We start from the raw sequence: 12,445 nt of genomic DNA, 5'->3' as shown, positions 1-12,445 counted from the left end.
ACGAGGCCGCGTGCCCTACGACCAGGGCAGGACCAGCGCACCCCAGGCGACGATGGGCCCGAGGGCGACGATGCCGCCGGTGTAGGTGATGACCTGGCGGTAGAAGCGCCGGGGGTCGACGCCGCGGGCGTTGCTGAGGACGAGCGCGCCGTTGGTGGAGAAGGGGGAGGTGTCGACGATCGTCGTGGAGACGGCGAGGGCGGCGATGAGCCCGGCGGGGCTCAGGTGGCTGGAGAGGAGAAGGGGGACGGCGATGGGGATGATCGCGGTCAGGATCGCGGTGGACGAGGCGAAGGCGGAGGTGATGGCCACCGTGAAGCACAGGAGCAGGGCGACGAACAGCGGGGCGCCGAGGCCCGCCGCGTGCTCGGAGATGTTCTCGATGACACCGGCCTTCTCCAGCATCGCGATGTACGTCATCATGCCCGCGACCAGCAGCAGCGTGGACCAGCTGATGCCGTCCACGGCCTTCTCCTGCCGTTTCATGTCGGCCAGCGCCAGCAGCGCGCCCGCCGTCAGCGCGAGGAAGCCGATCTCCAGGTGGAAGCCGAGCGCGCCGACGACGAGGGCCACCAGCGAGGCGATCGTGAGCCACTGCCGCCAGTCCGGTCTGGCGTCGACGTCGAGGTCGGCGTCGTCGGCCTCCGCCACGGCCCCCTCAGCCAGCGGCGCCGGGCGCTTGGCCAGCAGGACGTACGTGAGGACCGCGAGCACCAGGTTGATCGCGAAACTCGCGCTGAACAGCGTCACGGCCGAGACGTGCAGCTCGGTCTCGTCGACGAGGCCGAGGACCAGCGCGCCGGAGACGGCCAGCGGCGAGAACGCGCCCGCGTGCCCGCCGCTGATCACCATCATGCCGACGACCAGCGGGTTCAGCTTGTAGCGGTGGGCGAAGTTCATGCCGATCGGCGCGAGGATCGCGACCGCCGCCGGAGTGAACGTCCCGAACGCCGTCAGCAGCGCGGCCACCAGGAACAGTACCCAGGGGATCAGTTCCACCTTGCCGCGCACCAGCCGTACCCCGGCCGCGACGAGCCAGTCGATGGTGCCGTTGCGGCGGGCGACGGAGAACAGGTACGTGACGCCGACGATGGTGACGAACAGCTTCGCCGGGAACCCCTCGAAGAGCTCGTCCTCGCTGAGACCGAGCGAGGCGGTCCCGACCGTGAACGTGGCGACGAAGGCGAGGATGCCCAGGTTGATCGGCAGCACGGTGCCGATCAGGAACATCACCAGCAGGGCGCCTATGGAGATCGCTTCAGCAGACATCTTTGTCCTTGGTGCGGTGGGGAACGGGACATGCGGGTGTGGTGGAACGGCCGGCCCGGCCGTGGCTCAGGCGGCCCGGGGGCGGCCGGTGTCGGGTACGTAGATACGGGCGTCGGCGAGCAGCCGCGCCGCGCGCTGCACGGTGACCCGGCGCGGCACACCGCCTTGTACGTCGGTGCAGCGGACCGCGACGACCCCGGCGGGCGTGCCCAGCCGCAGCCACTCCTCGCGCGGCCCGCCCGTCACCCCCGCGACCACGGACCCGTCCAGCAGCCCGGCCACCGCGACGGCGACGGCGGACGTCAGCCCGATCGCGGGATGCGGGGCGTTCATGGAGAGCATCCGCACCGACACGTCGTACTCCTCGGCGCCGACCTCCTCCCCGAGCGTGGTGGTGTACGACGCCGGCGGGCCGACCAGCCCCACCTTGGGCACCGCGTCGCCCGGTTCCTCGCCGGGCCGGGCCAGCCCCATCAGGGGCGCGGCGGTGTGCCGGACGGTACGCAGCCAGGGGACGTCCGCGCCCATCCGCTCCAGCGACTCGCCGCCGGTGCGCCCGGAACCGGCGGCGTCGACCAGGACGACCGGGGCCCCCGCGGTCACCATGCTCACGCGCACCGCCTCCGCGCCGACCCGCAGCTCCTGGGCGGCGTGGCCGGTGGGCAGCGGTGAGCTCGCGGGGTCGCGGAAGGCGAGGCCGACCCCGACCCCGCCGGCCCGGGTGCCCGGCACGGTCTGGTCGCCGAAGTGCCAGACCACGCCGCCGGGGGTGTCGACGATCCCTTCGAGGACGGCACCGGTGTTGGTGTTGCGCATCACCACGCGCGTCCGGTCGCCGGTGACCGGGACGAGCCCCTTGGCCACCGCGTACAGGGCGACGCCGGTGGCGCAGTTGCCGCAGTTGCTCGTCCACTCCACCGCGCCCGTCCCGATGCCGACCTGCGCGAACAGGTAGTCCACGTCGACGCCGGTCCGGGGGGAGGCGCCGACCACGGCCGCCTTCGACGTGGTGGGGGTCGCCCCGCCCACGCCGTCCAGCTCGACGGGGTCGGTGGCGCCGTACGCGGCGACCAGCAGCCGTTCGAGGGCGTCGCGGTCGGCGGGGACCTCGACCTGGTTGAACAGCCAGCACTTGCTGGTGCCGCCACGCACGAGGGTCGCGGGAATGTGCACGTCTGAGGCTCTTCCTGGGTCAACGGGAGGGAGGGGAGGGCGAGACGGCGGTGACGGACGCGTCGTGCGCCGGCCGGCCGCTCGCCGACTGCGCAGACCTTGGCAGAGCCGTGCCTTCGGAACAATCGCAGTTCGCTTCACCAGGGTTTAGCTGGGCTAAAGTCGAAGGCATGCTCAACGTCCGCCGCCTGCTGTTGCTCACCGAGGCCACCGAACGCGGTTCGCTCACCGCCGCCGCGGAGGCCCTCGGCATGACGACCTCCGCCGCCTCCCAGCAGATGTCCCTCCTGGAGCAGGAGGCGGGACAGCCCCTCGTCGAACGGCTGCCGCGCGGTATCCGCCCCACCCCGCCGGGGGCCGCGCTGGCCGAGCGCGGCCGGGCCATCCGCCGCGAACTGCGCGCCGCCCAGGCCGACCTGGACTCCTTCGCCGCCCTCGACGAGGGCACGCTGCGGCTCGGCTCCTTCCCCACGGCGAGCGCGTCCCTGCTGCCGCTCGCCCTCACCCGGTTCCGGCGCCGCCACCCCGGCATCCGCATCGAGGTGCGCGCCGGGGTCCTCGCGGAGCTGCGGGAGATGCTGCACACCGGCGAGGTGGAGCAGGGGCTGCTGTGGGACTACGAGTGGAACCGGCTCGACGACCCGTCGCTCGCCCTCACCCACCTCCTGGACGACCCCACGGTCCTGGTCGTCCCCGCCGACTCACCCCTGCGCACCCGCCCCTCCGTACGCCTCGGCGACCTCGCCGACCAGGAGTGGATCATCCGCGCCGACAACCACCCCGTGGCCGACGTCCTGCGCCGCAGCTGCCGTCAGGCCGGGTTCGAGCCGCGTATCGCCTACTCCTCGCACGACTACCAGGAGGCGCAGGCGATGGTCGCCGCCGGCCTCGGTGTCGCCCTCGCCCCCCGCCTCGCCCTCACCAGCCGCCGCAGCGACGTACGCCTCCTGCCCTTCGCCACCGACGTCCCCGCCCCCACCCGCCGCATCCTCCTCGCCCGCTCCACCGCCCGCCCCGCCACCCCGCCCGCCCAGGCGATGGCCCGCGTCCTGCGCGCCGTGGCCCAGCGCTTCAACGCACCGGACCTGGACCGCGCCCAACTCGGGGCGGTGCGGCGGGGAACGGCCTGAGCGGCACCGGGGCCGGTGCCGCTCAGGCGCACAAGTACGGCGGGACGTCAGATGTACGGGAGGACGAAGTCGTATCCGGCCATCGAGTGCGCGTTGCCCGCCGGGCAGCGGCCGTTGGTCGGGTAGCCGTAGTAGTAGAGGCCGTAGCACTTGGGGCAGAAACGCCAGTTGCGCTGCGTGCCGGCCGTCTGCGGGATGTCGTGGGGCAGGACGAAGTCGTACCCGGCCGCCGCGTGCGCGTTTCCGGCGGGGCAGCGGCCGTTGTCCGGGTAGCCCCAGAAGAACATGCCGTAACACTTCGTACAGAAGCGCCAGTTGTGCTGGGCCGTCGGTGTCTCGGGGATGCTGTGCGGCAGGTTGAAGTTGTAGCCCGCCGAGTCGTGACCGCCGCCCGCCGGGCAGGCGCCGTCGGTGGGGTAGCCGCGGAAGAACATGCCGTAGCACTTCGTGCAGAACCGCCAGTCGGTCTGGTTCGCGCGGACCGCCGCGCCGGCCGGGCTCGCCGCCGCGCCCGCCGCGAGGGCGGCGCCCGCGAGCGCCGCCGCCGTCGCGCCGAGGCCGCGCGCGAGGACGGCCCTGCGGGCCGGTCCACCTCTGGTCGTGCCTTCGTCTCTTGTCGCGAAGTCCATGTGTTCACCTCTCCACGGGTGAAAGCCTTCACGAAGCCCGGTCAGGGCCTTCGTTGCGTTCAGTATTCTTATGATCGCTCTGAGTAGTCAATGGGTCGGCGGGGGCGCGTGGAATCGCTCCCATGCTGCCGTACGCCGCCCGTGCGCCGCGCCGGATGTGACGGTTCGTCGGCGACGTGCCGCCGCCGTGGCTAGTCTCTGGCGCGTGAACGCAGACGACGCGAACCGCCGGTGGACACGGTCCATGCCCGACGCCTACGAACGCCACCTGGTGCCGGTCTTCTTCCGCCCCTTCGCCGCGGACCTGGCCGGGCGGGCGGCGGCGCTGCGTCCCGGCCGCGTCCTCGAACTCGCCGCCGGGACCGGGGCGTTGACCTCGGCGCTGCTCGCCGCGCTGCCCGGGGCCTCGGTTGTGGCGACCGACCTCAACGACGCCATGGTCGCCGCCGGGTCGGCGCGGGAGCCGGGGGCCGAGTGGCGACAGGCGGACGCTCAGCGACTGCCCTTCGGGGACGGTGACTTCGATCTCGTCGTGTGCCAGTTCGGGGTGATGTTCTTCCCCGACCGGCCCGCCGCCTACGCCGAGGTGCGCCGGGTCCTCGCCCCGCACGGACACTTCCTCTTCAACAGCTGGGGCCCGCTGGCCTCGCACGGTTTCGGCGCCGCTTTCCAGACCGCCCTCGAAGAGGCCATGCCGGACGGCGCCCCCTCGTTCCTCGACGACGTCCCCCACGGCTACACCGACCCGGCCACCGTCACCGCGGACCTCACCACCGCCGGCCTGACCCCGACCGCCACCGAGCAACTCACCCTGCCCGGCACCGCCGACTCCGCCGCCTCCGTCGCCACCGGCCTCCTCACCGGCACCCCGGTCAGCGCCACGGTCGGAGTCCGCGACGACGCGCAGGCCATCCAGGCGGCCGTCACCCGGAGGATGACGGACCTCCTCGGCTCCGGACCTGTGACGGCGCCGATGACGGCGACCGTCTACACGGCGCGCCGAGATTAAGCGCGCTTTGGCAGGAGAAGCGAACTCGGCGTCACCCTCACCGCGACCGCCATGGTTGTACTCGGACTGGCGGGGTCGACCTCCGCGTCGACGGCCACGACCGAGTTGCAGAACACGATCACGGCCCAGGCGCGGAAGGCGGGTCTGGACAAGGGCGAGGTGGCCGGTCTTGAGCGGCAGATCGACCGGCAGATGACCATCACGCCCGGTGGGAAGCAGATCGGCGTCAACCAGATCGCCTGGCGCGGCGGCAACGCCGTCATGACGTTCCCGCTGCCGGGCGAGAAGCGGGCCCGGGCGGTCGACGAGGCCGCCTGAGTCCTCGGGGTGCCGAACTGTAGCTACGCCTGGACGTCCACCGCCCCGTCGTCCAGTTCCTATGTGGGAGCCGCGAACAACGACAAGGCTGACGGAATTCAGGTCTGTTGACCCTGACGCCGACGTTTTCCAGCAATTTTCCGCTCGGCCTTTTGGAATGGCGGAACGAATTCGGTCACGCATCCGGACGCGGCCACACCCGGACACGCTCCTCGCCGCTCTTCCGGCAGTCGCGGGGGAGCGGCTGCCCCCTGCCCCCGATCCGGGGCCGGCCCCTGGGCGCACAGCTGATGCTGAATTGCTAAAGTTGGCAACTCGTTGGATGCTGTGCTCGTCGCGCCCGAAGGTTGCCGTGGGTGCGGCGTTTTCGTGTCCGCTCCCTCGTGGGGCCGTGAGGGGAGCCGAGGTCACTCCGCGATGAAGGTCCTGTTCAGCAGGCTCGGCGCGCTGCTGCCGGGCCGCGCCGACCTCGTCGAGATGGGTCGCGCCCCACGGCGTGACCTGCTCGCGGGGCTGACGGTCGCGATTGTCGCACTGCCGCTCGCCCTCGGTTTCGGGGTCTCATCGGGGCTGGGCGCGGAGGCGGGGCTCGCGACAGCCGTGGTCGCGGGTGCGGTCGCCGCGGTGTTCGGCGGATCGAATCTCCAGGTGTCGGGACCGACCGGCGCGATGACCGTCGTCCTCGTGCCGATCGTGGGGGAGTACGGGCCGACGGGCGTGCTCATGGTGGGGCTGATGGCCGGCGTCATGCTGGTCGCGCTCGCCGCGCTGAAGGCCGGCCGGTACATGCGGTACGTGCCCGCGCCCGTCGTCGAGGGCTTCACGCTCGGCATCGCCTGTGTGATCGGGCTCCAGCAGATACCGAACGCGCTCGGTGTGCCCAAGCCCGAGGGTGACCGGGTGCTGGTGGTGTCCTGGCGGGCGGTCGAGGAGTTCACGCGGGCGCCGAACTGGACGGCGCTCGGGTTCGCGGTCGCCGTGGCCGCCGTCATGCTGGCCGGCGCGCGGTGGCGGCCTGCCGTGCCGTTCTCGATCGTCGCCGTGATCGCCGCGACGGTTGTGGCGCGCGTCGCCCACCTGGACGCGGCGAAGCCGATCGGCGACCTGCCGGCCGGGCTGCCCGTCCCGTCGCTCGCCTTCCTCGACGCCGGTTCGCTCGGCACGCTTCTCGCGCCCGCGGTGGCCGTCGCGGCGCTGGCCGCGCTGGAGTCGCTGCTGTCCGCGTCGGTCGCGGACGGGATGACGGTCGGCCAACAGCACGACCCCGACCGGGAGTTGTTCGGCCAGGGGCTCGCGAACATCGCCGCCCCGCTGTTCGGCGGGGTCCCGGCGACCGGCGCCATCGCCCGGACCGCCGTCAACGTCCGGACGGGCGCCGGGTCCCGCCTCGCCTCCCTCGTCCACGCAGCCGTCCTCGCCGTCATCGTCTTCGCGGCGGCGCCCCTCGTCTCGCAGATCCCGCTCGCCGCGCTCGCCGGTGTCCTGCTGGCCACCGCGATCCGCATGGTGGAGGTCGGCTCGCTCAGGGCGATGGCGAGGGCCACCCGGTCCGACGCGCTGATCCTCGTCCTGACCGCCGCCGCGACCCTGGTCCTGGACCTCGTGTACGCCGTCGTCATCGGCCTCGTCGTCGCGGGCGCCCTCGCGCTGCGCGCCGTCGCGCGGCAGGTCCGCTTCGACCTGGTGCCGCTCGACCGGGGCGACCACTCCGCCGAGGAACACGCGCTGCTGGCCGAGCACATCGTCGCCTACCGCGTCGACGGCCCCCTGTTCTTCGCCGCCGCGCACCGGTTCCTGCTGGAGCTGACCGAGGTCGCCGACGTACGCGTCGTCGTCCTGCGCATGTCCCGGGTCTCGACGATGGACGCCACCGGCGCGCTGATCCTCAAGGACTCCGTCGAGAGACTCCAGCGGCGCGGGATCGTCGTCCTGGCCTCCGGGATACGCCCCGGCCAGCGCCGGGTGCTGGAGTCGGTGGGGGCGCTGGAGCTGCTGGGCGGCGGTGAGTACGCCACCACCCCCGAGGCGATCAGGGGTGCACGGGGTGTCCTGGAGGAGGCCGGTGTCCTGCCCGGTGGGGAGGCCCGGTGATGCCCTCTCCTCCGTACGGGTTCGGTGCTGCCGTCTTCGCGAGTGACGATGGCCGCATGTTCTTGACGAGTGGGTGGACGGGATGCGCGGAGGGCCGGCGCACGGGGGAGGCGACGGGACGATGAGCACGCCGCTGTACCAACTGAAGGCCGAGTTCTTCAAGACGCTCGGCCATCCGGCCCGTATCCGCGTTCTCGAACTGCTCAGCGAGCGGGAGCACGCGGTCGCCGAGATGCTGCCCGAGGTCGGGATCGAACCGGCCCATCTCTCGCAGCAGCTCGCGGTGTTGCGCCGGGCGAACCTGGTCGTCACCCGCAAGGAGGGGTCGGCCGTGTACTACTCGCTGACCAGTCCGCAGGTGGCGGAGCTGCTGCGGGTCGCCCGCGCGATCCTGTCCGGGGTGCTCGCCGGGCAGGCCGAACTCCTCGCCGATCTGCGGGCCGCGCAGGAGGAGGGGGGACCGCCGTCGTGAGGACGGCGCTTCGACGGGCGGCCGTCTCCCCGGAGCTGGACAGCGCTCCACGGCATCGGGAGACGGCCGCCTGCTGCTGGATGGTCCTGCCGTACGAGACGAGAGTCGGGTTTTTCCGGATGCCGGAGCGGTCGGAGGGTACGGGGATGGGCCGGTGACCGGCGGGAGAGGGTTCCGGTCCCTCTGGAGGGGCGGGCGGCCCGCCCTTCCCCGCGCGGGCGAGCCGCCTGTCGTGCGGCGCCACGTCGCCTCGGTCGAGGTCGGTCCCGGGGCGGTGCGGTTGGTCCGGGAGGCGGTGGCCGGGAGCTTCGTCGAGGTCGGTGTCGTGCCGGGTTCCGCCTTCGCGGACGCCGTGCTGCTCGCGGTCGGCGAGCTGGTCACCAACGTGCTGCGGCACGCTCCCCGGTCGCCGGTGGCGGACGTGGGGATCGCGGTCGCGGCCGGGCAGTTGATCGTGAGTGTCGAGGACGGTGAGCCGGAGCTGCCGGATCTCACCGCCGGGGGGATGGGCGCCGGGCTTCGGACGGTGGCCGAACTCGCCGCCGAGTACGGCGGTGGCCTCGGGGCGGAACGGGCCGTCCGGCACGACGGCAAGGTCGTCCTCGTACGGTTTCGCATTCCGTCGCATCTCGATTGAGTTTGCTATAGCGAGCATTTGCTTGGGCTTCGGATGTCGCCCTGAGCTGTGTGTCCAAGGTGGATCTCGATGTATGAGTTGCTAAGTTTTGCAATTGGCTAGATGCTGCACTTACGCTATTGACCTGCGATTTCGCTGTGATCGGACGTCATGAACCGCTTTAAAAGCGGACATTATTTCCCTGTGGCTGGAAGTGTGGTCGGGGTGGGTGTCGGCCTTTGCGGTTTGGTGTCCGACCGGCGTACTCGTGAAGTCCGGTGCCTCCCCTCGTCCCGTCCGTAACTTTTTTGCTCGGCGAGTTGAGCAAAGTGTGCGGCCCGCGCGTACTCCCGGCTGTGTGGCTCGCCGGATCACTCGACGGCGGGCTTCCCGGCAAGGCAGGAGGCATGGTGCGGGTTTCTCGCAACGCGATGGGGACTCTGTTCGTGGGTGGCGCGCTGAGCATGACGCTCGCCGCGCTCGTCTATCCGTCGCTACTGGGCGTCGACACGGTCTCGAACGCCGCGTCCAGGGTCATCGCCGACACGCAGTGGGGTCCGCTGACCGAGGGGGACCGGGATTTCGTGGTCCAGGTGAGGGCGGCCGGGCTGTGGGCGTACCCGGTCGCGCAGATGGGGCTCACGAAGGGGACGGACAAGGGGGTCGTGGCCGCCAGCAAGCACCTGGTCGACGGGCATGCCGCCCTCGACCTCACCTGCCGCAAGATCGCCCCGCTGCTGAACATCACGCTGCCGAACCAGGCGAGTCCTCAACAGACGCGTTTTGTCAGCCAGTTGACGGCGGACACCAAGGGGGAGCAGTTCGACCGGGACTTCTCCACGATCCTGCGTCAGACGGACGGGTCCTTCTTCGGCACGGCCGCCGCGATCCGTACGACCACGAAGAACGCGTTGGTGCGGGCGCTGGCCGACCAGGCCGACCACGTCCTCCTGGACCACATCGTCACCCTGGAGCAGACCGGACTCGTCGACATCGAACAGGCGCTCTCCCGGCAGGCGGCCTCGCCGGACCTCCCCGCGTCCGACCTCACCCCGCCCCCCGGCATCCCGGGCCAGCAGACCGCCGTCCTCACACCGCCCCCGAACCCTACGTCCACCCCGGTCGACATCGACCGGATCGCGGGGACCGAGGACGGGGTGACGGCGAGTCCGAACACCGGGAAGAAGTGAGGCCGTCGAGCCGGTGATGTCACCTGGCGGCGCTCCCGGGAAGCCTGATCCGGCGTGAGTACACCGGGGGAGTGCCCTCTGCCGGGGCGGGCTCCGTGTAGCACTCCAGAATCAAGTCACCCCGCAGATCTTCGAGTTCGCCAGGTGCCTCCGCCAGCAGGGCCTCCGCCCACGCTTCGAGGGACCCGTTCTTCAGCGCCCTGTTCGACACCTGCTGAAACGGCTCCGGCCCCATCGCCCTGAACACCGGCTCCCCGTCCGCACGGAACAGCAGCCGCCACCAATACGGCTGCCAGTAGGGCTTCTTGGGCGAGCGGGCCGCTCCGTCCGGTGACGCTTCCATCGGCCAACCATAGTTCCGGCTGCCCGAGGGTGCTCGAAAGAGTGAAGGTGCCGGTGGAACGGCGTGTCGTGGGTGGGGTGTTGGGCACGCTTCGTGTTCCGGAGGCAGGCGGTGCGAAGAGCAGGGGGCGGATGTGGAGCGGCGACAGGAACGGACTCCGTTGCCTCATCGGATGCGTTACCTGTTCGACAGGACGTTGGCGCGGAGCACCGGCACGTTGCTCGGGTGGCTCGCGCTGAGCTGTCTCGGTGTGGTCGTGCCGGTCAGCGCGCTGCTCGTGTGGACCGACCCGAACGCCCCGCACTCCCTGTCGGGCCGGCTCGTCCAGGTGGGCCGTACGAGTGCGGAGACCCTGCGGCTCGGTGCCGCGAACGGGGCGCCGTTGCGGATGCTGCTGTCCGTGCTGCTCGGGCTGATCGCGCTGCTGTGCGTGTCGACGGTCATCGGTGTCGTCACGACAGGCTTGGGGGACCGGCTGACGGAGTTGAGGCGAGGCCGCTCGCGGGTGCTGGAGCAGGGGCACACCGTCGTCCTCGGCTGGTCGGACCAGATCTTTCCGCTGGTCACCGAGTTGATCGCCGCCCGCCCCGGCGGCGTCCGGCAGGTGATCACCGTCCTCGCGGACCGGGACCCGGCCCTCATGGAGAGGGCCCTCGTCAACGCCGTGGGTCCGATGGCGGGCGTCCGTCTGGAGTGCCGTTCCGGAGAGCCGACCGATCCCGACGCGCTGGCGCTGGTCGCGCCGGGCAGGGCGCGCACGGTGACGGTGCTGCCGGCCGAGGACGCCGACGGCGATCTGACGGTCGTCCGTACCCTGCTGGCCCTGCGTACGCTGCTCCCCGCCGAAGGCGGTCCCCGGGTGGTGGCCGCCGTGCACGACGGGCGGCATCTGCCGGCCGCGCGGCTCGCGGCCGGGCCGTGCGGGACGGTGCTGGAGACCGACCGGACGACCGCGCGGCTGCTCGTGCAGTGCGCGGGGCATCCCGGGATGTCGTCGGTGCTGCGGGATCTGCTGGACTTCGCCGGGGCCGAGTTCCATGTGAGCGACGTCCCGGAGGCGGCGGGGCTGCCCTTCGAGGAGGTCGCGCTGCGGCTGGAGGCGTCCTGCGCCGTGGGGCTGCTGCGGGCGGACGGCGGGCTCGTGCTCACGCCGGCCGCGGGGACCGTGCTGGGCGAGGGGGACCGGCTGGTGACCGTCGCCCACGACGACAGCCCCGTACCACTCGGCGATCACCCGGCCGAGGTCGACGCCGGGGCCGTCGTACCGCCTAGGCCGTGGACCGAACCCCCCGTACGGCTGCTGCTCCTCGGCTGGAACCGGCGTGCGCCGCTGCTGCTGGACCTCCTGCGGCGGACCGCGCGGCCCGGGACCGTCCTCGACGTCGTCACCGACTCCCCGCCGGGCCACGGGGACACCGCCCCGCTGAGCGTCGTCCACCGGACCGCCGACCCCGCCGCCCCCGAGACCCTCGACGGCCTCGACCTCGGCGGCTACGACAGCGTCATCGCCCTCGGCGCGGACCGGGGGACGGGTCCGGAACGGGCGGACGACCGGACGCTGTCGAGCATGCTGGTCCTGCGCGCCTGGGAGGAGCGCAACCGCCAAGTGCTGCCCGTGGTGGCCGAGTTGCGCGACCACCACAGCCGGCGGATCGCCCCCCTCGGCCCCGCCTCCGACGTCGTCCTCCGAGGCGAACTCACCGCCCTGCTGATGGCCCAGATCGTCGACAACCCCGAGCTGGCGGCGGTGTTCGAGGAGATCTTCGCCGTGCGCGGGGGAGCGCTCGCGTTGCGGCCGGCCGATCAGTACGTGCGGGCCGGCCGGGAAGCCGCCTTCGCCACCGTGGTCGCGGCGGCGCTGCGACGGGGCGAGTGCGCGATCGGCTACCGCGCGCACGATCCGCACGCGCTCCGCCCTTACGAGAGCGTCCGGTTGTGCCCCGGGAAGTCCGAACGGCGGGTCTGGAGCGGCCAGGACGAGGTGCTGGTGCTGACGGCGGGGCGGGGGAAGGCCGAACCCCCTGGTCCCGGCCGGTGCGTCCTGCCCGGGATGCGCGCGGAGCACGGGGAGGGGGACTCGCCGCCCAACTCGCCCGAGGCCGGCGTCGTTCCCTGAGGGCGAGGTCTGTCAACGCTTCAATCACAGCGGTCCGTAACGGAGGAGCTGCCTGTGATTGGCCCGCACCGCCGTGGCCTGATGTCGCC

12 protein-coding genes are annotated in these 12,445 nt (G+C 72.0%); 8 read left to right on the top strand and 4 right to left on the bottom strand.

What is annotated here, in order from left to right; all coding sequences use genetic code 11:
* Positions 1-15 precede the first annotated feature (15 nt).
* Both ABZX85_RS20735 and ABZX85_RS20730 read right to left on the bottom strand, forming a co-directional pair.
* On the bottom strand, positions 16-1,269 hold the full coding sequence (locus tag ABZX85_RS20735; protein WP_355870367.1) for an SLC13 family permease: 1,254 nt from the start codon (positions 1,267-1,269) through the stop codon (positions 16-18).
* 66 nt (positions 1,270-1,335) lie between these two features.
* Positions 1,336-2,442, bottom strand: coding sequence for a PrpF domain-containing protein (locus ABZX85_RS20730; RefSeq protein ID WP_355870365.1), 1,107 nt, complete (start codon positions 2,440-2,442; stop codon positions 1,336-1,338).
* Positions 2,443-2,612: 170 nt separating this feature from the next.
* On the opposite strand from ABZX85_RS20730, the gene ABZX85_RS20725 reads away from it, so the two are divergent.
* Entirely contained in the window at positions 2,613-3,572 is a 960-nt protein-coding gene (locus ABZX85_RS20725) for a LysR family transcriptional regulator (RefSeq protein ID WP_355870362.1), read from the top strand.
* Positions 3,573-3,619: 47 nt separating this feature from the next.
* Here the strand turns inward: ABZX85_RS20725 and ABZX85_RS20720 are convergent, their stop codons facing one another.
* Positions 3,620-4,201, bottom strand: coding sequence for a hypothetical protein (locus tag ABZX85_RS20720; RefSeq protein ID WP_355870360.1), 582 nt, complete (start codon positions 4,199-4,201; stop codon positions 3,620-3,622).
* A gap of 244 nt (positions 4,202-4,445) precedes the next feature.
* On the opposite strand from ABZX85_RS20720, the gene ABZX85_RS20715 reads away from it, so the two are divergent.
* The 6 genes from ABZX85_RS20715 (at position 4,446) to ABZX85_RS20690 (ending at position 9,897) form a co-directional block, all read left to right on the top strand.
* On the top strand, positions 4,446-5,210 hold the full coding sequence (locus tag ABZX85_RS20715) for a class I SAM-dependent methyltransferase (RefSeq protein WP_355870736.1): 765 nt from the start codon (positions 4,446-4,448) through the stop codon (positions 5,208-5,210).
* Positions 5,211-5,261: 51 nt separating this feature from the next.
* On the top strand, positions 5,262-5,528 hold the full coding sequence (locus ABZX85_RS20710; protein WP_355870357.1) for a hypothetical protein: 267 nt from the start codon (positions 5,262-5,264) through the stop codon (positions 5,526-5,528).
* Positions 5,529-5,945: 417 nt separating this feature from the next.
* The gene (locus ABZX85_RS20705; protein ID WP_355870355.1) at positions 5,946-7,619 is read left to right on the top strand and encodes a SulP family inorganic anion transporter; all 1,674 of its coding nucleotides are present in this window, start codon (positions 5,946-5,948) and stop codon (positions 7,617-7,619) included.
* 121 nt (positions 7,620-7,740) lie between these two features.
* Entirely contained in the window at positions 7,741-8,091 is a 351-nt protein-coding gene (locus tag ABZX85_RS20700) for a metalloregulator ArsR/SmtB family transcription factor (protein WP_355870352.1), read from the top strand.
* Between the two features lie 232 nt (positions 8,092-8,323).
* Positions 8,324-8,728, top strand: coding sequence for an ATP-binding protein (locus ABZX85_RS20695; RefSeq protein WP_355870350.1), 405 nt, complete (start codon positions 8,324-8,326; stop codon positions 8,726-8,728).
* Between the two features lie 386 nt (positions 8,729-9,114).
* Positions 9,115-9,897, top strand: coding sequence for a DUF4142 domain-containing protein (locus tag ABZX85_RS20690; protein WP_355870348.1), 783 nt, complete (start codon positions 9,115-9,117; stop codon positions 9,895-9,897).
* 19 nt (positions 9,898-9,916) lie between these two features.
* Here ABZX85_RS20690 and ABZX85_RS20685 read toward each other — a convergent pair whose 3' ends face one another.
* Positions 9,917-10,240 carry a hypothetical protein gene (locus ABZX85_RS20685; protein WP_355870345.1) on the bottom strand — a complete coding sequence of 108 codons (324 nt, stop codon included), beginning with the start codon at positions 10,238-10,240 and terminating at the stop codon, positions 9,917-9,919.
* A gap of 172 nt (positions 10,241-10,412) precedes the next feature.
* On the opposite strand from ABZX85_RS20685, the gene ABZX85_RS20680 reads away from it, so the two are divergent.
* On the top strand, positions 10,413-12,356 hold the full coding sequence (locus ABZX85_RS20680; protein WP_355870342.1) for an NAD-binding lipoprotein: 1,944 nt from the start codon (positions 10,413-10,415) through the stop codon (positions 12,354-12,356).
* Positions 12,357-12,445 lie beyond the last annotated feature (89 nt).

It is taken from the genome of Streptomyces sp. NPDC004539 (assembly GCF_040610055.1).
GTDB lineage: Bacteria > Actinomycetota > Actinomycetes > Streptomycetales > Streptomycetaceae > Streptomyces.
The sequence above is the reverse complement of the archived record's forward strand: the minus strand, read 5'-3'. Positions and strand labels throughout refer to the sequence as shown.

What these genes read in the sequence shown, in the direction of transcription:
- ABZX85_RS20735 (WP_355870367.1), bottom strand. Translation starts at nt 1,269, where the DNA reads ATGTCTGCTGAAGCGATCTCCATAGGCGCCCTGCTGGTGATGTTCCTG.
- ABZX85_RS20725 (WP_355870362.1), top strand. Translation starts at nt 2,613, where the DNA reads ATGCTCAACGTCCGCCGCCTGCTGTTGCTCACCGAGGCCACCGAACGC.
- ABZX85_RS20720 (WP_355870360.1), bottom strand. Translation starts at nt 4,201, where the DNA reads ATGGACTTCGCGACAAGAGACGAAGGCACGACCAGAGGTGGACCGGCC.
- ABZX85_RS20715 (WP_355870736.1), top strand. Translation starts at nt 4,446, where the DNA reads ATGCCCGACGCCTACGAACGCCACCTGGTGCCGGTCTTCTTCCGCCCC.
- ABZX85_RS20710 (WP_355870357.1), top strand. Translation starts at nt 5,262, where the DNA reads ATGGTTGTACTCGGACTGGCGGGGTCGACCTCCGCGTCGACGGCCACG.
- ABZX85_RS20705 (WP_355870355.1), top strand. Translation starts at nt 5,946, where the DNA reads ATGAAGGTCCTGTTCAGCAGGCTCGGCGCGCTGCTGCCGGGCCGCGCC.
- ABZX85_RS20700 (WP_355870352.1), top strand. Translation starts at nt 7,741, where the DNA reads ATGAGCACGCCGCTGTACCAACTGAAGGCCGAGTTCTTCAAGACGCTC.
- ABZX85_RS20690 (WP_355870348.1), top strand. Translation starts at nt 9,115, where the DNA reads ATGGTGCGGGTTTCTCGCAACGCGATGGGGACTCTGTTCGTGGGTGGC.
- ABZX85_RS20685 (WP_355870345.1), bottom strand. Translation starts at nt 10,240, where the DNA reads ATGGAAGCGTCACCGGACGGAGCGGCCCGCTCGCCCAAGAAGCCCTAC.
- ABZX85_RS20680 (WP_355870342.1), top strand. Translation starts at nt 10,413, where the DNA reads ATGCGTTACCTGTTCGACAGGACGTTGGCGCGGAGCACCGGCACGTTG.